The sequence below is a fragment of the Deferrisoma camini S3R1 genome, from assembly GCF_000526155.1.
In the GTDB taxonomy this organism is placed as follows: Bacteria; Desulfobacterota; Deferrisomatia; order Deferrisomatales; family Deferrisomataceae; genus Deferrisoma; species Deferrisoma camini.
Genome location: NZ_JAFN01000001.1, coordinates 153,589 through 175,581, shown reverse-complemented (window position 1 = coordinate 175,581; position 21,993 = coordinate 153,589). Strand labels below are relative to the sequence as shown.

The 21,993-nt window shown below is 71.4% G+C and carries 15 protein-coding genes; 8 read left to right on the top strand and 7 right to left on the bottom strand.

Translation table 11 applies throughout. The annotated features are described in order from the left end of the window. Positions 1-8 precede the first annotated feature (8 nt). On the top strand, positions 9-1,724 hold the full coding sequence (locus tag DEFCA_RS0100720; RefSeq protein ID WP_025321135.1) for a DUF6178 family protein: 1,716 nt from the start codon (positions 9-11) through the stop codon (positions 1,722-1,724). Here the strand turns inward: DEFCA_RS0100720 and DEFCA_RS0100715 are convergent. The 7 genes from DEFCA_RS0100715 to DEFCA_RS0100685 are packed head-to-tail and all read right to left on the bottom strand — an operon-like array spanning position 1,699 to position 10,261. After that, entirely contained in the window at positions 1,699-2,736 is a 1,038-nt protein-coding gene (locus DEFCA_RS0100715; protein WP_025321134.1) for a chemotaxis protein CheB, read from the bottom strand. The genes DEFCA_RS0100720 and DEFCA_RS0100715 overlap by 26 nt on opposite strands. Beyond that, positions 2,733-4,850 (bottom strand): methyl-accepting chemotaxis protein, encoded by a 2,118-nt coding sequence (locus DEFCA_RS0100710; RefSeq protein WP_084318570.1) that lies wholly within the window; start codon positions 4,848-4,850, stop codon positions 2,733-2,735. Before DEFCA_RS0100710 ends, DEFCA_RS0100715 begins: the two co-directional genes overlap by 4 nt. Continuing rightward, positions 4,847-6,265 (bottom strand): methyl-accepting chemotaxis protein, encoded by a 1,419-nt coding sequence (locus DEFCA_RS23905; protein WP_025321132.1) that lies wholly within the window; start codon positions 6,263-6,265, stop codon positions 4,847-4,849. Before DEFCA_RS23905 ends, DEFCA_RS0100710 begins: the two co-directional genes overlap by 4 nt. After that, positions 6,252-6,722: a chemotaxis protein CheW gene (locus DEFCA_RS0100700; RefSeq protein WP_025321131.1), complete on the bottom strand. Its 471-nt coding sequence runs from the start codon at positions 6,720-6,722 to the stop codon at positions 6,252-6,254. The genes DEFCA_RS23905 and DEFCA_RS0100700 overlap by 14 nt, the downstream gene beginning before the upstream one ends. Continuing rightward, the gene (locus DEFCA_RS0100695; protein WP_025321130.1) at positions 6,719-7,258 is read right to left on the bottom strand and encodes a chemotaxis protein CheW; all 540 of its coding nucleotides are present in this window, start codon (positions 7,256-7,258) and stop codon (positions 6,719-6,721) included. Before DEFCA_RS0100695 ends, DEFCA_RS0100700 begins: the two co-directional genes overlap by 4 nt. Continuing rightward, positions 7,251-9,299, bottom strand: coding sequence for a chemotaxis protein CheA (locus DEFCA_RS0100690; protein ID WP_025321129.1), 2,049 nt, complete (start codon positions 9,297-9,299; stop codon positions 7,251-7,253). Before DEFCA_RS0100690 ends, DEFCA_RS0100695 begins: the two co-directional genes overlap by 8 nt. Next, complete coding sequence (locus DEFCA_RS0100685) at positions 9,296-10,261, bottom strand: DUF4388 domain-containing protein (RefSeq protein WP_025321128.1); 966 nt, start codon at positions 10,259-10,261, stop codon at positions 9,296-9,298. Before DEFCA_RS0100685 ends, DEFCA_RS0100690 begins: the two co-directional genes overlap by 4 nt. Before the next feature lie 818 nt (positions 10,262-11,079). Here DEFCA_RS0100685 and DEFCA_RS0100680 point away from each other — a divergent pair. The 7 genes from DEFCA_RS0100680 to DEFCA_RS0100650 all read left to right on the top strand — a co-directional run bounded on the left by DEFCA_RS0100680 (position 11,080) and on the right by DEFCA_RS0100650 (position 21,983). Then, positions 11,080-12,417: a TonB-dependent receptor gene (locus tag DEFCA_RS0100680; protein WP_025321127.1), complete on the top strand. Its 1,338-nt coding sequence runs from the start codon at positions 11,080-11,082 to the stop codon at positions 12,415-12,417. Between the two features lie 147 nt (positions 12,418-12,564). Next, the gene (locus DEFCA_RS20075; protein ID WP_025321126.1) at positions 12,565-13,401 is read left to right on the top strand and encodes a cytochrome c3 family protein; all 837 of its coding nucleotides are present in this window, start codon (positions 12,565-12,567) and stop codon (positions 13,399-13,401) included. A gap of 39 nt (positions 13,402-13,440) precedes the next feature. Further along, a complete protein-coding gene (locus tag DEFCA_RS0100670; protein ID WP_025321125.1) occupies positions 13,441-13,863 on the top strand; it encodes a hypothetical protein in 423 nt (140 codons plus the stop codon). Between the two features lie 18 nt (positions 13,864-13,881). Beyond that, on the top strand, positions 13,882-16,902 hold the full coding sequence (locus DEFCA_RS0100665) for a cytochrome c3 family protein (protein WP_025321124.1): 3,021 nt from the start codon (positions 13,882-13,884) through the stop codon (positions 16,900-16,902). A gap of 151 nt (positions 16,903-17,053) precedes the next feature. Further along, positions 17,054-19,165, top strand: coding sequence for a BTAD domain-containing protein (locus tag DEFCA_RS0100660; RefSeq protein WP_025321123.1), 2,112 nt, complete (start codon positions 17,054-17,056; stop codon positions 19,163-19,165). Between the two features lie 141 nt (positions 19,166-19,306). After that, the gene (locus DEFCA_RS0100655; RefSeq protein WP_025321122.1) at positions 19,307-21,526 is read left to right on the top strand and encodes a hypothetical protein; all 2,220 of its coding nucleotides are present in this window, start codon (positions 19,307-19,309) and stop codon (positions 21,524-21,526) included. A gap of 1 nt (position 21,527) precedes the next feature. Next, positions 21,528-21,983: a hypothetical protein gene (locus tag DEFCA_RS0100650; RefSeq protein WP_025321121.1), complete on the top strand. Its 456-nt coding sequence runs from the start codon at positions 21,528-21,530 to the stop codon at positions 21,981-21,983. Positions 21,984-21,993: the final 10 nt, after the last annotated feature.

The window sequence follows — 21,993 nt, the reverse complement described above, 5'->3', positions numbered from 1 at the left end:
AGGATTGCATGTCGGAAGTCCAGACCCCTGCCCGGCGGGGGCAGGTGATCGCCACCCCGCTTCGCCGGGAGATCGACGAGATCTTGAGCCTCCGGGGCGAGGCCCGCGAGGAGCGTCTGCTGGCCACCCCGCGGCTGGCGGCCGTGGTGGCCCTGCTGCCCCCGGAGGAGCTGTACTTCACGCTCAAGGAGATGGACCCGGACAACGTGCCCCTGGTGCTGGCCCACGCTCGGGCCGACCAGGTGGAGTTCTTCCTGGACCTGGAGCTGTGGAAGGGCGACCGGGTGCGGCCGGGCCGGGTCGTGCCCTGGCTCCGGCTCCTGGCCTCGTGCGGCGAGGCCCCCCTGGCCCGGTGGCTCCGGCAGCTGGACCTGGCGGACCTCACCCTCTACCTGGGCCGGGTGGTGCGGGTGGTCCGGCCCCACGAACCGGACGAGGATCCGTTCCAGGATCTGCCCGGCCGGGCCCCGATCACGGTGGACGGGTTCTACTACGTGCGTTGCGCGGCCGAGCACGAGGACCTGGTCAAGACCGTCCTCGGGGTGCTCCGGCAGGCCGATCCGGACCGGTACCTCCGACTCATGGAGGCCCTGCTGGGCGAGGTGGACTCGGAGCTCGAGGAGCACGTGTACCAGGAGCGGGTGCGGCGGCTGGCCATGCGGGGGTTTCCGGAGTGGGACGAGGCCATGGAGGTGTACGTGCCCATGGAGGTGACCTCCGCCCGGGAGCTGCCGGTGCGGGGGGGGCCGCCCACGCCGGACCCCGACGGCGAGCCCGAGGCCGCCCCCCGCTATCCCATCGCGGCCCCTTCGGTGGCGCCCGACCTGGTGGTGAGGGCCCTGGGCCGGGTGCGGGACCCGGCCGCGGCCGAGTCGATCCAGCTGGAGCTGGCCACCTTGACGAACCGGGTGATGGTGGCGGACCGCCTGGACCTGGACAGGATGGAGAGCTACGGCCGGGCCCTGGCCAAGGTGGCGGGGTACCTGGCGATCGGGCTCGAGGCCCTGGCCGGCCCCGACGAGGAGGCCGCGGCCCGGCTGCTGGAGCGCCACTGGCTCCAGCACCTGTTCCGGGTGGGTTGGACCCGGATCGCGGCCGCCCGGAACCGGGCCCGCCACGTGTTCCGCCGGGGCTGGCCCGAGGGGCACAAGGAGCGGCTGCTGTTCCTCGACCCGCCCCTGGGCGAGATCCTGGACGGCCTGCTGCGGCCCCACCCCCTGTGGTACGCCGGGGACGAGGCCGCCCCGGTCTACCGCGAGTTTCGCGCCGTGTCGGAGGTGGACCGGGCGAGCCGGGCCGTGGACAAGGCGGAGTTCCTGGGGCGGTTCCTGCTGTCGGTGGTGGATCTGCGGCTCGACGACTGCAAGGAGGCCCTGCGGGACCTGGAGCCGGAGCACCTGAAGACCTCGACCGTGTTCCTCACCTCGCTCGTGAACGCGGCCCTCGACCGGGGGTTCCGGTTCGCCCCGATTCCCCGCCGACGGGCCCGGGAGGGTCTGGCAAAGGTGTGGGAGGAGGACCGGCCGCCCCGCCGGGTGAAGCCCAGCCTGGCCGACGCCTCGGTGGAGTGGGTGGAGCTGCTGCTGCCCCTGTCGGGGACCGACCGGATGTTCCTGCGGGAGTTCGTGTTGGAGTGCTTCGGGCTGCTGGAGGAGGAGTTCGGCCACCTGGCCCCGGACGAGGTTCCCGACCCCCGGTTCACCCGAGGGCTGTGGATCCGGTGAGGGGTTCCCCCCGGGCGAGCTCCAGCAGCCGCAACGAGATCTCGGGCAGGGACAGCACCTCGTCCACACACCCCGTGGCGGCGGCCTGACGGGGCATACCGTGGATCACCGCGGTGTTCTCCGACTCGGCGATCACCGCCCCCCCCGCCGCCTTCACCGCCTCCACCCCGGCCGCCCCGTCCCGGCCCATTCCCGTGAGCACCACCGCGGTGAGGCGGGCCCCGAACGCCGCGGCCGCGGTCTCGAACAGCCGGTCCACGCTGGGGCTGTACAGGCTCTGGGCCCCGTCCTCCAGCCGCAGCCGCCCCCCGGGGTCCACGGTCAGGTGCCGCCCCCCCGGCGCGATCCACACCTCTCCGGGGCCCACCGCCGCCCCTTCCCTGCCCTCCCGCACCGGAAACGGCAGCACCCGGTCCAGCCGCTTGGCGAACGCCTCGGTGAACCCCGCGGGCATGTGCTGGGCGATCAGCACCGCGGCAAGGGGGGTGGGGGGCAGCGCCGAGAGCAGGTACTGGAGCCCCGGGGGGCCCCCGGACGAGGCGCCGATCGCGATCACCGGGAAGTCCCGGGGGGGCGGGTGCCGGCCTCGGCCCGCCCCCCCGTCCTCGGCCCGGGGGACCCGCAGCTCCAAGGCGTTGCGGGCCTTGGCCCTCACCTCCTCGACGATGGCGTCCAGGTTCCGGTAGGGATCCTCGGGCTTCGAGATGAAGCCGTTGGCTCCCAGCTCCATGGCCCGCTCCACGTTCTCCAGGTCGGCGTGGGAGCTGACCACCAGCACCGGCGCCCGAAACCGGGCCCGGAACAGCCGCAGGAAGGTGAATCCATCCATGACCGGCATGTGGAGGTCGAGGGTCACCAGGTCCGGGGGCGCGTGCAGGGCCTTGGCCAGGGCGGTCTGGCCGTTGGTGGCTCCCTCGACTGCCGCCACCCACGGCTCGGGCTCCAGCGCTTCCCGCAAGAACCGCCGCACGTAGGGGCTGTCGTCCACCACCAGGATCCGGGCCTTCCTCACGCCGTCGCCCCCCGTCCGCCCAGGAGGGCCTGGGCCCTGCGCTCCAGGCCGTCGATTTGGGTCTGGAGCTCGCGGATGACCGTCTCCACCTCCTCCACCCCGGACTCCTGTTCCCCGCTGCGGGCCCGCAGCTCATGCATGTGGCCGAGGATCCGCTCGGTCTCCTCCCGCTCCCTGGCCACGGCCCCCAGCAGGTCCTGCAGGTTCCGGTCGATGGCGGAGATGGCGTCCGAGATGTACCGGCTCACCTCGGCCTGCTCGGCCGTGGCCAGCTTCACCTGCTCGGTGAGGTTGCGCATGATCTCGGTGGACTGGCCCACCAGGTCCCCGCTCTCTCGGTGCTCCCGTGCGGCCTGGCGGATGTGCTCCACCATGGCCGCCACCTGCTGCATCGAGCCCACCACGTTCTGGCTGCCCCGGGCCTGCTCCTCGGTGGCCTCGAGGATCTGCTGGTTCATCCGGCTCGCGGTGCGGGCCGTGTCCAGGATGTGCCGGAGGGCCTGGCCGGCCCTCTCGGCCAGCTCCACGCTGCGGGCGGTGGCGGACTGGCCTCGGGCCACGGCCTCGTTGGCCGCCTCGGCCTGCTCCTGGATGCCCCGCACGATCCGGAAGATCTCGCCGGTGCTCGCGGCCGTGCGGTCGGACAGCCCCTGGATCTCGTGGGCCACCACGGCGAAGCTGCGGCCGTGCTCCCCGGCCTGGGCGGCGATGATGGCGGCGTTCAGGGCCAGGAGCTTGGTCTTGTCGTTGATCTCGTTGATGATCTTCACCACCCTCTGGATGCTCCGGCTGGCCTCGGCCAGGTCCCCGGTGATCCGGGCCGTGTCCTGGATGACCTGGTAGGAGTCGTGGATCCCCTCGAGGGTGGCCTCCACGGCCCGCACCCCTTCCTCGGCCGCCTCGGACACCCGCACCCCCAACCCTGCCGCGTCCCGGGCGCTGCGTTCGATCTGGCGGGTGGAGGCCTCGATCTGGCTCATCGACGAGACCGTGGCCTCGGTCTCCCGGGCCAGGCCCTCCACGTTCTCGGCCACCTCGCCGATGGACTGGACCATCTGGAGCACGCTCGCGGCCGTTGCCGAGACCTGCTGGGCCAGCTCGTCGGCGCTGCCGGCCACCTCGTCGATGCTGGCGGACATCTCCACCAGGCTCGTGGAGTTGTCGCTGGTGGACGAGGCGATCGCGTCCAGGTGGGAGCGGGTCTCCTCCAGCGCCTCGTCCAGGCCCTGAACCGCGGCGAGCACCGCCCCGGCCACCCCTTTGCCCCGCTCCACCCCCTCGCGCAGACGGCTCAGGGCCAGCTGAACCTCCACCCCCCGCTCCCGCAGGGTGGCCGCCAGGGACGAGACCTCGGCCAGGACCGCCCGCCTGCGCTGGGCGGCCCGGCAAAGGGCCGCACCGATGCGGCCGAGCTCGTCCGAGGGCTCCTCCTCCGGGTCCTCCAACGGCAGGCCGGCCTCGAACCGGTCCACCATCTCCTCGAGCCGCTCCATCCTCTTGGTGAGGAGGAAGCGCAACACCCCGTACACCCCCAGCACCACCACCGCGATGGTCCCGGCACCGGCCGCCAGCACGGTCCAGGCCTCCCGGAGCAGCCGGGAGTACGGGCTCGCCACCGATGCGTCCAGGAACAGATACCCCAGGACCCGGTCCGACGCGGGGTGGCAGCCCTGGCACGCGGGACCGTTGGCGATGGCGCGGAACACCCGCACCACCGGCCGGTCGGCCACCGACCGGTCCAGCTCCTCGTAGGGCAGGGGGGGCCGGCGGCCGTGGCATCCCGCGCAGCGGGGCTCGGCCATGGGATCCACCCGGTCGGGAAGCGGCGGGAAGGCCGCCAGGATCCGGCCGGTCCGGCCCACCACGGCCGCGGCGTCGTACAGCCCGGTCTGGGCCATGGCGGACAGCGTCTCCTCCAACCGGTCCGTGTCCATCCGAAGCAGGCTCGCCTCCACCGCGCCGGCCAGCCCGTCGGCCAGGGACCGGCCGTAGTGGACCGACTCGGCCTCCACCCCCTGATATCGGTGGACGGCGTACCACACGAAGGCCGTGCCGCTGCCCAGCAGGAGAACGGCGGCCACGGCCGCGGTTATGCGTACCCGGAGGCTCCTCATCCCTGCGCCTCCCCCTGGTCCGCCAGCGCCCGCAGGGCGGCCGCGGCCCGGGCCGCCCCGCCCAGCCGGCGGCCCATCTCGTCGGCCGCCTCGGCCACCGAGTCCCGCAGCTGTCCCACCAGGAACGCCCCCTCCTCACACAGCTCTTGGACCCGGTTGAGCCCCGTTCCCTCCTCGTCCCGGGGCACCTCGGGCACCGCCGGCGGCCGGGGCAGGGGCGGCGCCTCACCCCAGGCACGCACCGCCTCCTTCGCCCGCTCCAGGGGCGCCCGGGCCTTTTCCAACAGCCCCCGAACCTCGTCCCGGGCCGCGGCCGCGGCCTCGGCCCACCCTTGGGTCCTGGCGACCGCCCGTTCCAGGGCCCCCACCCCCTCGTGGAGGGCTCCCCGCTCGTCGTCGAGCAGGGCCACGGCCCGGGCCGAGCCGGTCTGGATGGCCTCGATCAGGCTTCCGATCTCCTTGGTGGACTCGGCCGTGCGCTCGGCCAGGTCTCGGATCTCGTCGGCCACCACCGCGAACCCGCGGCCATGCTCCCCGGCCTGGGCCGCCAGGATCGCCGCGTTCAGGGCCAGGAGGTTGGTCTGTTCCGTCACGTCCTCGATCACGTTCAGGATCGACCCGACGGACTGGACCTGCTCCCCCAGGGCGCCGATCGCGGCCAGGGCCTCGTCCCACCTCTGCCGCAGCCGGTCGAACCGCTGCACGCAGGCCTCCAGCCCCGCCACGGCCGGCCCCACGGACTCGGCCAGCTCCTCCAGGGCGGGCGCCTCGGCCGGCACCTCGGCCACCGCGGCGAGGGTGGGCAAGGCGTGGCCCGCCTCCCGGTACCACGAGGCAAAGGTCTCCAGGGCCCGGGCCGTGTCGGCCCACTGCCGGGCCGCGTCCCCCAGGCCGGCCAGCACCTCCTGCAGGGTCTGCACGGACCGCTCCACGTTGGCCCGCTGCTCCTCCGCGTGGGCCGTCAGGTCCGACAGGATGGGGTCGAGCGCGTGGCAGGGGTTCTCCTCCCCGCCGTTGCCCAGGGACTCCTCCAACTGCCCGAGCACCTCGGCCACGGCCTTGCGGAGCCGGGCCGCCTCGGCCGCACCCGCCTCGCGGGCCGCGGCCGCCTCGGCCTGGGCTGCCGCGGCCACGGTCTCGACCCGGACCTTCTCCTGCCGGGTCCGGTTCAGCTCGGTCACCAGGTCCTCCAGCCACGCCGGCCGCTCCGCCGCCGGATCGGCCGCGGCCCGGGCCAGCTCCCGCTCCCGTTCCTCCACCGCGTCGCGGGTGATACGGTTCCACCGCGCGGCCATCCCGGCCCCCACCACCAGCGCCCCCACGGCGGCCCACGGCCCGACCACGGCCCCGGCCCCGGCGCACACCGCCCCCAACACGCCCCCCGCGGCCCACCACCGAACGTCAGACCCCTTCATGGGTCACCTCCTTGACCACCGGTTCCGGAAGGAGCGCGCCGGCCCGGAGGACCAGCACCACGTCCTCGGCCGCGTCGGTGCGTCGGAACATGGCCACCACCAGGCTGGCGCCCGGCTCCTCCGACCCGGGCACCGGGGCCAGGGCATCCAGGGGAACCGACTCCACCTCCGCCAGCCGGTCCACCTCGATCCCGAACGGCCGTCCGCCGGGGTGCACCACGAGCAGCTTGGCCTCCTCGCCCGCCCTGGGCGGCGGGACCTCGCCCAGGATCCGGTGGACGTCGGCCACCGGGATCAGCTCGCCCCGCAGGTTGAACACCCCCCGGAGCGTGGGCGGGGCCCCCGGCACCCGGGTCAGCGGCCGGGGCCGGAGGATTTCGCGCACGACCCGGATGTCGACGGCGAAACGCCGCCGCCCCACGTCGAAGCACAGGAACTCCAGCCTCCCCTCGCTCATGCGGCGTTCCACTCCTGACCCACCCGGAACTCGCACAGAGCCTCCGGATCCAGCAGCCCCAGCGTGCGGCCCTCCCGATCTCTGCCCATCCCCCGCAGGAATCGGTTCGTCCCCTCCTCGGCCGCCTCGGACGGACCGAGCCGAACCACCCCCACCACCCGGTCCACCCGGAACCCCAGGAGCTCCTCGCCGTCCCGCACCACCACGATCCTCTGGTGGCGCGACTCCGGGCCCGGCTCCAGCCCCAGGCGCAGGGCCAGGTCCACCACCGGCAGGACCACGCCCCGAAGCCCGGCGATGCCGAGCACCCAGGGGGGGGTGCGGGGCACGGGGGTGATCGGCCGGGGCCGGAGGATCTCGGCGACGCACTCCACCGGCAACCCGTAGCGCTCGCCCGAAACCTCGACCTCCAGCAGCTCCGTCCGAACCGCGGGCGTTTCGGGGGCCTCCTCTTCGGGCTCGACCAGGGCCTCGGCGTCCAGCACCTGCCGGAGCCGGGCCCGCCACGCGGCCAAGGCCTCGGTCCGGTCAGGCATGGGCCTCCGCCTCCTTGACCAACGACGCCACGTCCACCACCAGGATCGGGCGCTGGTCCCCCAGGTCCGTGGCGCCGGCGATGCCCGGTACCCCCTTGAGCCGGGACCCCAGGCTCTTGATGACCACGTCCTGCTGGATGAGCAGCTCGTCCACCATCAGGGCCAGCCGCTTCTCCGCCACCCCCACCACCACGGCGTAGCCCGCCCCGTTCTCCGAGCCCGGATCCACCCCCAGGGCCCGGTCCAGCCGCACCAGGGGGATCGTGTCGGACCGGAGCCGCAGCACCGGACGGCCCTCGATCCGGTCGACCTCCTGCTCCGCCAGGGACAGGGTCTCGAGCACGCTGTTCAGCGGCACGGCCAGCCGCATGGTGCCCGCTCGGACGAGCAGGGCCTGAATGATGGCCATGGTGATCGGCAGCACGATGGTCACCCGCGTCCCCCGGCCCTCCTCGCTGCTGAGCTCGATCATGCCCGACAGCCGGGCGATGTTCTTCCGCAGGACGTCCATGCCCACCCCCCGGCCGGAGATCTCCGTGGCCTGGTCCTTGGTGGAGAAACCGGGCTCGAACACCAGGTCGAGCACCTCCTTGTCGGTGAGGTGGGCGTCCGGGTCCACCATTCCCCGGTCCACGGCCTTCCGGAGCACCCGCTCCCGCGAGATGCCCGCCCCGTCGTCCGCCACCTCGATCACCACGTGGTTCCCCCGCTGGTGGGCCACCAGGTCGATCCGGCCCCGCCGGGGCTTGCCCTTCGCCTCCCGTTCGTCCGGGGGCTCGATGCCGTGGTCCACCGCGTTTCGGATCACGTGGATCAGGGGGTCGCCCAGCTCCTCGGCGATCAGCTTGTCGATCTCGGTGTCGGCCCCCCGGATCTCCAGGTCCACCTCCTTGCCGGTGGTGCGCAGGATCTTGTGAAGGGTGCGCTGGAGCTTGGAGAACAGCTGGCCCAGGGGCACCATGCGCACGTCCATCACCGCCTCCCGAAGATCGGTGAGCCGCCGGTCCAGGTCCTTTTGGGCCTTGGCCAGCTCGATCACCGCTCCGGTGAGCCCCTGCTCCCGCCGCAGCCGGTCGATCACCAGGTGGATGTGGCTGCGGGCCACGACCAGCTCGCCCACCAGGTTCATCAGCGCATCGAGCTTGGTCAGGTCCACCCGGATCGACTGGCTGAAGCTCCGCACCCCCTCTGCCGGGGGCCGGCACGCCTCGGGTGCGGCCGGGGCCCCGGTGCAGGGCGGCTCGGCCGGGCACGAGGCAGGGGGTGGGGCCGGGGGGGGAGTCGGCCGCGCCGGCGGCGCCAGCTCCTCCACCTGGGCCCCGTGCGCGGCCACCGCGGCCCGCGCCTCCTCCAGATCGGCCTTGAGGCCCACCAGGAGCTCGAACTCCATGCGATCCGGGGCGCCCTCGCCGGTGCCCGGCAGGGTGGAGATGATCTCCCCCAGGCCCTTCAGCGTGGCGTTCAGGGCCTCCAGGTCCGTGTCGAAGGTCTCGAAGGGGAACCCAACCTTCACCCGGACCAGGGTCCGGTTGGGGTTCTTCAGGGTGGCCTCGAGGCGGTGGCGCTCGTACTCGGTGAGCACGGCCAGGACCTCGTCTCCGAGCCCCAAAGCGGCCAGGCCGTCCTCGTCGCTCCCCGCCCCCCCCTCGGCCGCCCGGATCAGCCGCTCCACAAACGCCGGCACTCCGGGGTCCTCCGGGGCCTGGCCCTGGGCCAGGCGGGAGCACAGATTCCGAAGGAGGTCGAGGCTCTCGTAGAGCAGGTCCATCACCGGCCGGGTGCACCCGACCCGGCCCATGCGCACACCGTCCAACAGGGTCTCGGTCTTGTGGGCCACCTCGGTGATCTGGCCGAAGCCGCACATGGCCGAGATGCCCTTCAGGCTGTGGGCGGCCCGGAAGATGCTGTTGACCACCTCGGGGTCGGGTTCGTCTCCCTCGGGGGTCTGCTCCAGCTCGGCCAGGTCGTCGGCGAGCCGGTCCAGGATCTCCTCGGCCTCGGCCAGGAACTCCTGGACGTTCTCGTCCGGCACGCAGTTCATGCCCCGGCCTCTCCGGCCCGAGGCTCCTCGACCCCGGCTGCGTGCTCCACCGCCCGCTGCAGCTGCAGCAGGAACACGTCCAGGTGGGCCTCGGCATGGGGGCCGTCCAGATCGGCCGGACACGGGGCCGGCACGTAGGCGTCGGCCCCCGCGTCGGCGGCCCGCACCCGCACCCCGGCGTCCCGACAGGCCCCCACCACCACCAGCACGCAGGCGGGCTGCAGGGCGCGGATCGCCTCGATCCGGCTCCAGGCCTCCTCACCCGGCTCCGGGCCGATGCCGGTGATCACCCAGGGGGACGGGGCCTCGGTGGGCCAGTCCCCCAACACGGTGGCGAGCCGGCCGGGGTCCGGGACGACCACCACCTTCTTGCGCTTGCGCCTCCACATCTGGGCGCACGCGTCCCGCAACCGGGGATCGCCGAGCTCCACCACGACCCGCGGAGAGTCGAGGGTGGCGTCCTCCCGGGCCAGCCCCTCCTCCGCCAGGAACCCCGCCTGGATCCCGACGTCCAGGATGAAGGCCGAGGGGTTTAGGGAGAACCGGTCCATCACCTCGTCGGGCTCGCCGAACTCGAACCGGAACGTCCCGCCCGGCCACCGGAGCACCTCGAACACGATGTCCCGGAACTGGCGGGAAAGCACCTCCTGGATCGTCTCCGGTGCCACCCCGAACTCCTCGCACAGGAGGGTCCCGATCCGGCGCTCCTCCCCCTCCGCGCTCTGGCGTCCCAGCGCCCGCTGGAGATCCCGGCTCGTCAGGGCGCCGGCCTGCACCAGGAGCTCCCCCAGCTCCGGATGCCGCTGGTTCGACTCGGCCCGGATCAGCCGGCCGTCCCGGAACACCAGGCGGGCGAGCCGGTCCTCGTACCGGATCTCCAGCACGCCCGACTTCCTCGAGGCGCCGACCACCTGGAGGAGATGCGCCAGGTCCCGGTAGCTCAGTGTGCCTTCCAACGGCATGACCATCCTCGCGCGCAAACGGCTCTGTACACTCGGGCTACGGATCGGCGTGGCCCCCCCGCGGCTTTAGCCCGGGCGCCGGCCGGCCTTGCCCTGCCGCCGGAAACGGCGCCGGACCAACGCACGTTCCCCTTCTCCATCGTAGAGGCCTCCAGGGCCGAAGGGGGGATTCTATGTAACTTCCGCTAGGACGCTGGGAGGCTGGGACGCTAGGACGCATGAAAACCTACTTGATTTCAGAGTGTTCCAAGTATGGCCCGCCTCTTTGACACTACCTCACGGTCTCGGGGGGGCATGGGGCCTGCGAATCAGGGGGCAGAAGACAGATTCCAGTGGACAGGTTGTGACCGCACGCCGTCGGACGCCGGATCAAGCCTGTCGTTCCTTCCCTGTATCCTGTCCGCTGAATTCCGGTTCCTGAAACCCATGCCCCGCCGCAGCTACCCGGTTCAGGGAAAGTTACTCTCCCCGTTGCAGGGCCCCCCAGGGCCGATGGGGGATTTCCGATAGGACGATCGGAAGCTGAGACGCCGGGAACCTGAATTTCAGGTAGACCTGCGTCCCAACACCCCGGCTGGAGGCATGGGGGCCGCCCGGTCATTTTTCACGGCAGTGTTTCACCTTGTTTCAAACACCCGAAACCTTTGAAACAAAACCGCGCCTCCCCAAGCCGGGGCGGCGACGGATCTTGGTCGCAAGCCGTTTATATCCGTGTGTATTTTCGATATCCTCCCCGTGCCGTTCCCTGTGGCACGAGCCATGCAAGTATGCGGAACCGGCATGTTCCTTTTCTCACATTTTCCGGTCCTGAGGACGCCATGAAACCAGTCGTGATCGCGTTGGGCATTGGGCTGACCGCCTGCCTGGGCGCCGGCGGAGCCGGAGCGTGGACCCTCTCCGGCACGTCCCGCACCACCCTGCGGGCGTCGTGGGCCGACGCCGCCCCCGACCAGGACGACCGGGGGGCGTACGGCTCCCAGCTCTTGGTCCTGGAGGCGCAAGGCCTGCCCGTGAACAGCCGGGCCTTCTTCTCGGGCGCGTTCCGGTGGGACCTGGGCCAGGAGGAGCCGGACTCGGTGTTCTACAGCTCGGTGGACCGGTTTCCCGGCGGCAGTCACCTGTTCGTGTACGACCTGGGGCTCGTGTCCCGGCCCCTGCGCGCGGTGGAGCTCACCGCCGGCCGGTTCTCGTGGGAGAGCGCCGAGCCCGTGCACCTGGACGGGGCCGGGGCCCGCGTGCGCCTGCCCCTGCCGGTGGAGGCGTCGGTGGAGGCCTTCGGCGGCCGCTTGGTGCAGTACTACGAGGATCTGGAGCGGGACGCCGCCTGGGGCGGGGCGGCCGAGGCCCGGCTTCCCTGGGGCGGCCGGCTTCGGGCCGACTACCTGGACTACTTCGACGACCTGCTGCGGCTGACCGTACGGCAGACGCTCCGCGACCTCGCCTGGGCCAAAGCCAGCGCCGAGTGGGTGAACGGCGACCTGCGCGAGGCCCTGGTGTCGGCCACCCTCTGGTGGGACCCCACCAGCACCGAGATCACGGCCAGCGTGTACAAAAAGGTGGGCAACGAGGAGGACGACGACTTCCTCCTGGACTTCACCGCGGACGCCGACCCCGGCCGGTACCGACTGGAGCGCCTCAGCCTGGAGCGCCAGGCCCCCTACAACCAGTACCGGCTGGCCGTGGAGCAGCGGCTGGGGGACCACCTGACCCTGAGCGGCGCCTACACCAAGCGGGATCTGATCGACGAGGACCACTACGAGAGCGCCTCGAACACCAGCTTCGACGTGGTGCAGGCGGGCTTCGGGGTGTTCGATCCGGGCATTCCGGGGTTCTCTCTCCGGGCCGGCCTGTCGTGGTGGCTCGAGGACCGGCTGGACGGCCCCGAGGCCCGAAGCCTCTCCTACTCGCTGGACGCCGAGCAGCGGCTGCCCCGCGGGTTCGTGGCCTCGGCCGCGTACTACCGCAAGGACGAGGACATCAACAACGACCTGGAGAACCTGGTGGCCCAAAGCCTGGAGCTGGGGCTCGCCTACCGGCCCGGCTCGCGGTGGTCGGCGGATCTGACCTACCGCCGGGACACCGACGACCTGATCGAGGAGCTCTACGGGGTCGAGGAGATCCACGCGGTGGAGACCCGCGTCACGGTCCGTTTCTAGGGGATGACCATGAAGCTACTCAGCCGGCAATCGAATGGGCGCACTCACCTCCCCGAGCGGGGGGGCAAGGGACCTGGCGGAGAGCCGGGCGCGGCCCCCTGGCTCGCCGGTTTCGGCGCTGGGGGAATAAGACGGGCTCGCATCGCAGTGTTGGCGGCTGGCGCGGCGCTAGCGCTGCTGGCCGGGTGCCGGGAGGAGACCGGCCTTCGGTTCTCCCACGCCCTCCATGCGGAGGAGGCAGCATGCACCGACTGCCACGGGGGTGACGAGGGGCTTCGAACCGGCATGGAGCCCTGCAAGGAGTGCCACGACATCGACGAGGCGAACCCCTCCGAGGCGTGCCTCACGTGCCACACCCGCTCCGGCGACGAGGACTACACCGTGTCCAAGGCCCCACGGGGCCGCACCTACGCCGACGTGACGTTCGCCCACGAGCCCCACGCCGACGTGGACTGCGTCCGGTGCCACGGACCCACCCCGCGGGCCGAGAACCTGGCCTCGGTGGAGTTTCCCACGATGGAGACGTGCCTGGGGTGCCACGACGGGGACGAGGCGCCGACCGACTGCTCCACCTGCCACGCCCGCATCCGCCGGGGCGAACGCCCCCCCTCCCACGACGGGCTGTGGGAGCAGCGCCACGGCCGGCGCACGGACCTGCCCGAGGCCGTGTGCCGGACCTGCCACCCCGGGCCGGACGCGTGCCGCACCTGCCACCGAACGGAGAAGCCCCGGAGCCACACCGTGGGCTGGAAGGACCGCAGCCACGGCCTCGAGGCCCGCCACGACCGCGACACCTGCCGCGCCTGCCACACGGCCACGTTCTGCTCCGACTGCCACCGGGAGGCCCCCCGCAGCCACGCCCCCCGGAACGGCTGGCTCGCCTCGGGGCATCGGATCCAGGGGGCCGCGGACACGGAGTCGTGCCGGGTCTGCCACGGGCGCACCGACCCCTCGTGCCTGGCGTGCCACCCCCAAGGGTATTGAAACCGGGCCTTGCAAAACCCAATCCCACGGAGAGGAACCATGAGAAAGATCCCGACCCTCCTCACCTCGTTGGCGCTGCCCGGCCTGCTGGCCTCGGCCGCGCCGGCGCTGGCCCATCCGGCCATCGAGATCCGCACCTTTTCGGACGCCGACCACGACGGCGTGGGCGATCCGGTGCGGACCAACCTGGACGCAAGCGACACCCTGGCCGCCAACGGCCAGGAAGGGGCCCTCGTCTCCGGCCCGCCGATGAGCCCCAAGCAGACCTGCGGGCTGTGCCACTCGTACGAGAAGATCACCTCGGCCTACCACTTCCAGCTCGGGCTGGACGAGCGGGTGGACTCGGACGGTGACGGCTTCGCCGACGACCTGGGCAAGGTGCTGGCCGGGCCGGACGGGCTCCTGGCCACCCTGCCCACGCTGTACAACATCACGGCGCCCGGCCAGTTCGGGGCCTGGTGACCGCCCTCGTACCGCCAGTTGGCGGCACAGAACAATCCGGACCCCACCCGGTTCGACATCGGCACGGCCGACGAGATCGCCACCTGCACCTCGTGCCACATGGGCGGCGGCCCCTACGAGGTGGACCGGTTCGGCAACCGGTACGACGAGTTCTTCCAGGCCAACCGCGACCGGATCGAGGCCGGTGAGTTCGGCGCCTGGAACGGGGACTACTACCGGTACGACGTGGAGGACATCGGAGCGGCGCCGTTCTACATGGCCCGGGACCTCATGGGCGGCGGGCCCTCCCCGGCCCTGTCGGCCCCCCACCTGCACGACTGGGGCGAGAGCGGGGTGCTGGAGGCCGAGTGCCTGACCTGCCACCTCGATCCCTACGCGAACCGCCTCCACACCGCCAACGGGGTGGACGCCCAGAACTACGCGCCCCGGCTCAAGATCTTCCTGATCGCCAGGATGAACGAGGCCCGGGACGACTACGCCGACATCTGGGCCATCTCGGTGGGCCGGTACCCGACCCCGGGCGAGATCCCCGAAGGGTACGAGGTGTTCTCGATCGACCGGTACTCGAGCCCCCTCTCTGGCACCTTCGAGCCCGGCCGGTTCTACGCGGCGCCCAACTCGCCCGTGGCGAGCACCCGGGACTCGGTCAAGATCCCCATGGTCGAGGGCGGCAAGCCCGACGAGGCCGGCGGCACGAGCGGGTTCAAGATGCACAACGCCTACAGCCCGGCCGTGAACGCCGTGACCGCCGCGAACGGCGACAAGGTGTGGGGCAGCCGCAAGTTCCTGGGCTACTACTTCAAGTACGCGGCCACGGGCGGGCTCATGGGGCTCGACCTGGACGGGGACGGGGTGCCCCTGGCCTACGTGAAGCTGGTGAAGAAGGACGGGGTGAGCCTCTCCCAGGTCCCGGACGAGGTGCAGAACTACTTCACGGTGCAGACCTACTACGACCCGGACGATCTCGAGCTCTTCGCCGCCCAGTCCGGCACCAAAGCCCCCCTGCTCGCCAGCGACGACACGGGCGGCCACAAGTGGGACCTGATCTGCGGCCGGTGCCACGTGGGCTTCCGCGACCCCGTGAACCAGGGGCTGTACATCCGGCCCGACGTGATGGGCATGAAGGCCGACATCCCCAAGCGGGGCACCTTCTGGAAGATGGAGTACGACGGCGAGGAGAACTACGACAAGGCCCTGGAGGAGGTGGAGGCCGGGAGGAAGAGCCGGGGAGACCTGGCCGGCTACGACGTGCATGCGGCCCGGGGCGTGGAGTGCGTGGACTGCCACGCGTCCAAGGACCAGGGGCCGACCGCGCCCGACCACAACTTCGGCAAGGGCATCGACACCGGCGGCACGGTGCGAAACGACCTGGACTTCCAGAAGGTCAAGGTGTGCACCGACTGCCACAACCTGGACCAGATGACCCTGGCCCACCGGGACAACTTCGGGTCCGAGGAGATCGTGGCGGACCACTTCGAGAACGTGGCCTGCGAGACCTGCCACATCCCCTACAAGAGGTACTGGCCGTTCCGGGCCTTCGACTACTCCATGGGGTTCTCCTACAACTTCGACTCCCGGTTCATGCCCAACCCGGCCGACCCGGGAGACATCTCCCAGATGGTGCCGTTCTCGTTCTTCGCCGCGTTCGGCATCCAGGACCCCCAGCCGGGCTACTACGCGGCGGCCCCGTTCTACGGGATCGGGGGGCTCCAGTGGGTCGGCCAGTCGAACCCGATCTTCGGGATGGACGTGGTGACCTCCATCGCCTACTTCGACCCCAACGGGCCCGACCCGCTGGTGGCCCAGAAGCTGCGCTTGGAGGACAAGGAGCCCGGGTTCGGCTCGGACCGGGCCCTGGACCCCTACGCCATGTTCTACACCATGATGACCGACCCGGACGGCTCGGCCACGATCCCCGTGCCCGACGACGAGGGGAACTTCGACCCGGCGGACATGGCGGAGTTCTTCCGCACGGCCAACGGGAAGAGCTACTTCGAGTTCACGCCGGTGCTCTACAAGAAGCCCGACCGGGACGGGAAGATCAAGATCTACCCGGGCAACCCCGTGGCGGCCGTGACCTGGGTGGTCTACGACCCCGACGATCCGGCCAGCATGCGGGTGCTGGCCCCCCGGGAGCTCAACTCGATCCTGGCCGGCGCGGTGTCCCGGGAGGTCATGCCCGGCCGCCACCAGATCGGCATGGTGCTGATCTCGAGCTCCGTCACCCGGGACGAGTCCGGCGCGATCACCGCGTACGACCCGGCCACGATCGTGTGGGACGACAACTTCGACCTGCGGCCCGAGATCTCCAACGAGACCGAGCTGGACCTGGTGAAGGCGGCCCTGAAGACGGTGCTGGAGAAGGAGGACCAGTACGCCGGCCGGCCCTCACCCAACTACGACGCGAACCTGCGGCTCGCCATCGTGGCCCACTATTTCACCGTAACCCACAACGTGCTTCCCGCATCTCAGGCGTTGGGCGCGGCCAAGGACTACGACAAGCTGGGCGGGGTGGACCCGACCACCGGGAAAATGGTCCCCCCGCCGGGGGTGGTGGAGGCCGGCACAACCCGCCAGTGCGTGGACTGCCACGCCCAGGGCACCGAGCCGGTCTACGGCGGCGACCCGGACGTGGTCCTGAACGCCCGGCTGTCGAACCGCACGGTTACCTTCCTGCCCTGGACCATCGAGAACTTCGAAGGGCTCGTGGCCAAGGGCAAGATCTGGGTCGAGCCCGAGGTGGGCTACATCCACCCCGTGGACGTGAACCGCGACGGCGACACCGACGACGTGGCGCCCGACTTCTCCACGGTGGAGACCACCGGCATGGTGACCCCGGCCGACCTGATCGGCGCCACCCAGGCCGAGATCCTGGAGCACACCGAGGAGGCTGCCCGGGCGTTCGCCAAGCTGGCCGGCCTGACCCCGGTGGAGCCCGGGGAGGAGCCCGTGACCGCGGAGGAGCCGGCCCCCACCCCGGAAAGCGGGGACACCAGCGGCTCCACCGGCTGCTTCCTCCAGACCCTGTCCCGACCCTGACCCCAGGGTCACGTTCCCCCTACGCCCCGGGCGGGCTCCTCCTCCCCCCGGGGCTCTTTTTCGCCCAGGCCCAGACGCCCCTCATACTTGCCGCCGATCCGCTTCGATGTAAAATAAAGTTTGTTTTCCGGAAGTTCTCAGGAGGCTGGAGTTGGAAGCTCGGGATCTCCTCCCCGAGTTTGGGGACCTGGCCCAAGAGGAGAGGTGGGACGAGTTCGCGGCCCAACTCGCCCGGCGAGGGCTGGTATGGTGGTTCGAGATGGACGTGCCCGCCATCCGTCGGCACATGGCTGCTCTTCGTCCCCGGCGCAGCCCGGGCCTGTCCCCGCGGCTCCTGCTCCTGGAAGGAGCCGCGTCTCCCCTACCCGCAGACCGCGACCTGCGGCAGGTGCTGCGGGACGTCACCCTGCTGTACCGGATGTTCCGGGTGAACCGGGACGCCGAGGGGGCGGCCGCGGCCTGCGGGCTGGCGATAGCGGCCCTGTGGGACTTCGGGGTGGACTGGTCCCGATCCCGCCCGTGGGCCGATCGGATCGACCGGCTCGCCGAGCGGAAGGATCTCTCCCCCCTGGCCCGCTCTTCCGCGCTCGCCTTCCGGGCGCTCATGCTCCTGTTCCACCAGGGGAACCTGGACCAGACGCTGGCCGCCTTGGAACTCCAGCGCCAGGCCGCGGAGGAGGCCCGCTCGGCCGCCATGACCCTGTACGGCGCCACCCTCCAGGCGCTGGCCCTGGCATACCAGGGCCGTACGGAGCGCGCAGGGGTCGTTCTGGAGGAAACCGCCCCTTTCCTGGACCGGGCGCCACGCACCTCGTACGCCCGCCTGTACCACAGGATCATGCTCGGGATCGTGTTGAGCACGGCTGGCCGGCCGGGGAAGGCGTGCGAGACTCTTCGGAACGTCGGGGTGGATCTGGCCCCCGAGGACTGGCGGGTCTCCGTCCGGCTCCTGCTCCAGGGGGCCCGGCTACTGGCCGCTTCCCTGGCCCGCCACGAGGACGAGGTCCCCCTGCTCGAGGCCAGCGTCCGGCAGCTTGCGGTGGGCGAACAGGTCCACTTCTTCGCCGCACTCATGCAGTTTTCGGTGGGCCTGTTCTACCTGGGGGCGGGCCGGCCGTACCGGGCCTTGGTCCATGCCGAGCGGGGGGAGCGGGCGGCGGCCCGGGCCGAAAGCCTGCCGACCCAAACCATGATCCGGGTGCTCCAGGCCCTGGCCTTGGCCGACCTCAACGAGAAGGAGGAAGCAGCGGCCCGATTGGACGAGGCGATGGCGACCTGCCAGGATCAGGGATGGGTGTTGTTCGCCGAGGGGGCGGCTCTGGACCGGGCGGCCATCCTGGCCGACCGCGGCGAGACGGATGAGGCCCGGAAACTGCTGGATGGGGTCCGAAAGCTACTGCCTCGGGGGCGCCCCCTCCTGTCGGCCTTCCGGCCTCCGGAGTTCACGCAGCGCCTGCTGGACCGATTGGAGATCCGCACCGGGCCGGCGGGGGCGAGGTGGACGATCCCCGACCCGGACCGTCCGGTGCAGATCCGCAGCCTGGGCGGCTTCTCCCTGACCATACTCGGCCACACCGTGTACGACCGGAGATGGCGCTCCTCCCGGACCCAGCAACTGCTGAAGCTCCTGCTCGCCCTGGGGGGAGAGAAGGTGCCCGTGGACCGGCTGACCGAGCTCCTGTGGCCCGATGCCCTCGGCGACCAGGCCCGCGCGAACCTCAAAACCGCTCTGGCCCGGCTACGGGTCGTGGGCCTGCCCCCCGGAGCCGAGGCCTTGAGGTGGCTCCACTGGAAGCACGGCCGGCTCTCCCTCTCCCGCTCCGTCGTGTTCGCCGACTGCCTCGTGTTCGAAACGGCCGCCCGTGCCGCACTTCGCAACCGCTCCGCCCGGGAGATGGTCCGGGCCCTGGAGCTGTACCAAGGAGACTTCCTGTCGGGGGACGGCTCCCACGGCGTGATCGAGAGCCGGAGGGAAGCCCTCCGGCACCTCCACGTGCGCCTGGTGGAAGGGGTGGCGGATCGGGCCGACCGAGACGGGTTCCGGGGAGACCTCAATGACCTCCTCTCCCAAGCCGTGGCTGTCAACCCGATGTCCGAGCGGCTGTATGCGCTGAAAATGAAGGAGCTCATCCGCCGGGGGTACCCGGTGGAGGCTCTCCGGACCTTCCGGCAGGCGGAGGCGTTCTTCCGCGACACCCTCGGCATACCTCCCGGCCCGGCCCTCCGACTGCTCGCGAACAAAGCGAAAGGCGGCAGCGACTGATCGGCTGAAGCGATTCTTCTCTCTTTTTTTCTTTTTAGTTACCAAAGTCGTTACCTGGCTGAATCCCCGCCGCGGTACTTTTCCCGATCAAACCCATCTGCGTTCCTCGATGCCGCATCCCACCACAGTGGAGGGGTATGCATGGAACGCCGAGCCGATGCCCCCGGATGTCGCAGTAAACCTCACCTGCGGTTCCTGGCCTTGCTCGCCGCCGCGGCGGTGTGGCCTGGCTCGGCCCGGTCGGTGGCGGCCGTTCCGCCGCGCTACTCGGCGGGGGAGGCTGCGGTCTTCTCCCGCACGGTGGACGTCCAGCCCGTCCGGGCCGTGCTCTACTACCGGGTGGCGGGCACCCGGCCGTACCAGCGGGCGGAGCTTCCGGTCCGGGACGGACGGGTCTCGGTGGAGATTCCCGCTTCCGCCGTGGTGCCGCCGGGCGTGGAGTACTACCTGGAGGTGACCACGGCCGACGGCCGGGTGGTCACCGATCCGGCGGTCTACCCGACCTACCACCCCTACCGGATCGAGGTGGCGGCCACCGGGCTCCGGGGGGCGGCCCTGGTGGGGGCCCCGAACGGCCGCGTTCCGGCCCAGGGCCCCCTGGTGATGGGTCTGGACGGGGCCTCAGCCGGGGTCCGCTTCTTCCTGGACGGGGCGGATGTCACGTCCGCGGTGGAGAGGCACGGGTCCCAGGTCCGCTACGTGCCCCCGGCCCCGCTGGAGCCCGGCCGGCACGTGCTGGTCGCGGAGGTCCCGGGGGGCCACCGAGTCGAGGTGCCGTTCGTGGCGGAAGGCCCGGTCGGCGGGCCCAAGGGCGTACTGGCCGTGGACGGAAGCGTGTCGTTCAATTACGGCCGCAACGTCAGCAGCCGAGACACCGCCTCGTCCGACCGGGTCTCGGGCAACCTGAACCTGGAGTTCTCGGCCCAGAAGGGCGAGTTCGCGGCCCGGTTCTCCGGTGTGAACCTCCAGTACGTCAAGGACGCCCCCGACGAGTTCACGATCTCCTCGGGGTACCTGCTCACCCTGGCCTACGGCACCCAGTCGTTCGAGTTCGGAGACCTGTCCATCGACGAGACCCCGCTCACCGCCTCGGGGTTCGCCCGCCGGGGGGCCCGGCTGAACCTGGAGGTTCGCGGGATCAAGGCACGCCTTTACAACGTGCGGGCCGACACGGTGGAGGGGTTCGAGGCGGGGGTGTCGCTGGACGACCCGGGAAGCCAGGTGTACGGCCTGGCCGTGGAGGCCCCCCTGCTCCCGGACGACCGGTTCTCCATCCACCTGAGCGCGGTCACGGGCCGCAACGAGAGCCGGGCCGGGTTCAACACGGGAACGAGCCTGGGCCCCTCCCGGGGCCGGACCGTGGGCCTGGGGTTCCGGGGCACCCTGTTCGGAACGAACCTGGGCGGCGAGTTCGCGTGGAGCCGGTTCGATCCGGACACCACCCAGGGCCCGGGCATGCAGGCCGACACCGCGTGGCAGGTCAACGCCAGCCGAGATCTGGGCGTGGGCTCGCTCTCGCTGGGGCTGCTGCGCTACGGATCGGACTACGCCACCATCGCCAACCCCAACTTCACGGGCGACCGCCAGGCCGTGCAAGCGGGCTTCTCCTCCGGGCTCGGCCCCATCTCTCTCAATCTTTCAGGCGCTTACAGCGAGGACAATGTGGACCGGGACGACGACCGGCCCATCGTGTCGAGCCTGGCGGGGAACGCCTCGGTGGGGGTGGCGGTGCCGGGCTGGCCCGCGCTCAATCTGGGCTACGGCGTATCCCGTCAGAAGAGCCGCTCCGAGCCCCCGGGCGGCCAGGCCGTGGACAACGTGAACCACACCGTGAAAGCGGGGCTTTCATACGGCCGGGACCACTGGAACGCCGGCCTCAGCGCCAGCATGGGGTTCCTCCAGAACCGCCTTTCGGGCGGGTCGGACGCGCGCACCCGCAGCATCACCCTTTCCGGAGGGTGGAACGGCGAGCGGCTCTCCATCACCCCCAGCCTTTCGTACAACGAGTCCGACTCGGACGGCCCGGTGTACCGCACGCGCTTGGCCACCCTGAGCCTGACCCTGCCCCTGTGGCCCGAGGTCGTGGATCTCTCGGGCCAGGGCTCCTACCAGAGGGCCGACACGTCGGACGGCTCGGTCAACACGGCCACCCTGAACGGGAGCGTGCGGCTGTCGTGGAACGTGCAGGCCCTGCTCAAGCGGGTCGGCCTGGGCTGGGCCAACGTGCAGTTGGCGGTGTCGGCCGACTACAACCGCCACGACGACCACAACGACCCTTCCCGCGACCGGAGGGAGTCCGTGGTGTTCCTGACGTTCAACCTGGGAGTGCCGTACCGGTTCCGGGCGGAGACAGAGTGGTGACATGTGCGCGGGACATCGGGTGCGCACGATCCTGGCCGGGGCCCTGGCCGTGCTGCTCGCTGGGTGTGCGGGCGCACTCCAAGCCCCGCCCGGCCCGCCCACGCTTCCGCCGGTCCAGGGCGGGGCCACCACCGGCCCCCTCCGGATCGAGCGGCTGGAGATCACCTTTCCCAACGGGTTCGGCTCGATCACCGTGCCCAAGGGGGCCCGGCTCGTGGCCCGGGCGGTGATCCGGTGCTCGGGCAACGGGGCGTTCCGGGCCGACTGGGTGGTGGACGGCCGGGTGGTGGAGACGGTCACGCGCACCGTGACCTACGGAAGGACCTTCGAGCTGACCACCCCGGCGGGCGCGCTTCCCACCTTCGAGCCCGGGCCCCACACCGTGACGTTGAGGATTCGCGAGCCGAGGCCCGGGTTCGATCCGCCGGTGGTGCGGTACCTCGTGGCGATGGAGTGAGGCCAACCGA

Excerpts from the sequence above, each read along its gene's own strand:
- DEFCA_RS0100720 (WP_025321135.1), top strand. The coding sequence starts at position 9 with ATGTCGGAAGTCCAGACCCCTGCCCGGCGGGGGCAGGTGATCGCCACC.
- DEFCA_RS0100670 (WP_025321125.1), top strand. The coding sequence starts at position 13,441 with ATGAGAAAGATCCCGACCCTCCTCACCTCGTTGGCGCTGCCCGGCCTG.
- DEFCA_RS0100655 (WP_025321122.1), top strand. The coding sequence starts at position 19,307 with ATGGAACGCCGAGCCGATGCCCCCGGATGTCGCAGTAAACCTCACCTG.
- DEFCA_RS0100685 (WP_025321128.1), bottom strand. The coding sequence starts at position 10,261 with ATGCCGTTGGAAGGCACACTGAGCTACCGGGACCTGGCGCATCTCCTC.
- DEFCA_RS0100695 (WP_025321130.1), bottom strand. The coding sequence starts at position 7,258 with ATGCCTGACCGGACCGAGGCCTTGGCCGCGTGGCGGGCCCGGCTCCGG.
- DEFCA_RS0100680 (WP_025321127.1), top strand. The coding sequence starts at position 11,080 with ATGAAACCAGTCGTGATCGCGTTGGGCATTGGGCTGACCGCCTGCCTG.
- DEFCA_RS0100700 (WP_025321131.1), bottom strand. The coding sequence starts at position 6,722 with ATGAGCGAGGGGAGGCTGGAGTTCCTGTGCTTCGACGTGGGGCGGCGG.
- DEFCA_RS23905 (WP_025321132.1), bottom strand. The coding sequence starts at position 6,265 with ATGAAGGGGTCTGACGTTCGGTGGTGGGCCGCGGGGGGCGTGTTGGGG.
- DEFCA_RS0100690 (WP_025321129.1), bottom strand. The coding sequence starts at position 9,299 with ATGAACTGCGTGCCGGACGAGAACGTCCAGGAGTTCCTGGCCGAGGCC.
- DEFCA_RS0100650 (WP_025321121.1), top strand. The coding sequence starts at position 21,528 with ATGTGCGCGGGACATCGGGTGCGCACGATCCTGGCCGGGGCCCTGGCC.
- DEFCA_RS0100710 (WP_084318570.1), bottom strand. The coding sequence starts at position 4,850 with ATGAGGAGCCTCCGGGTACGCATAACCGCGGCCGTGGCCGCCGTTCTC.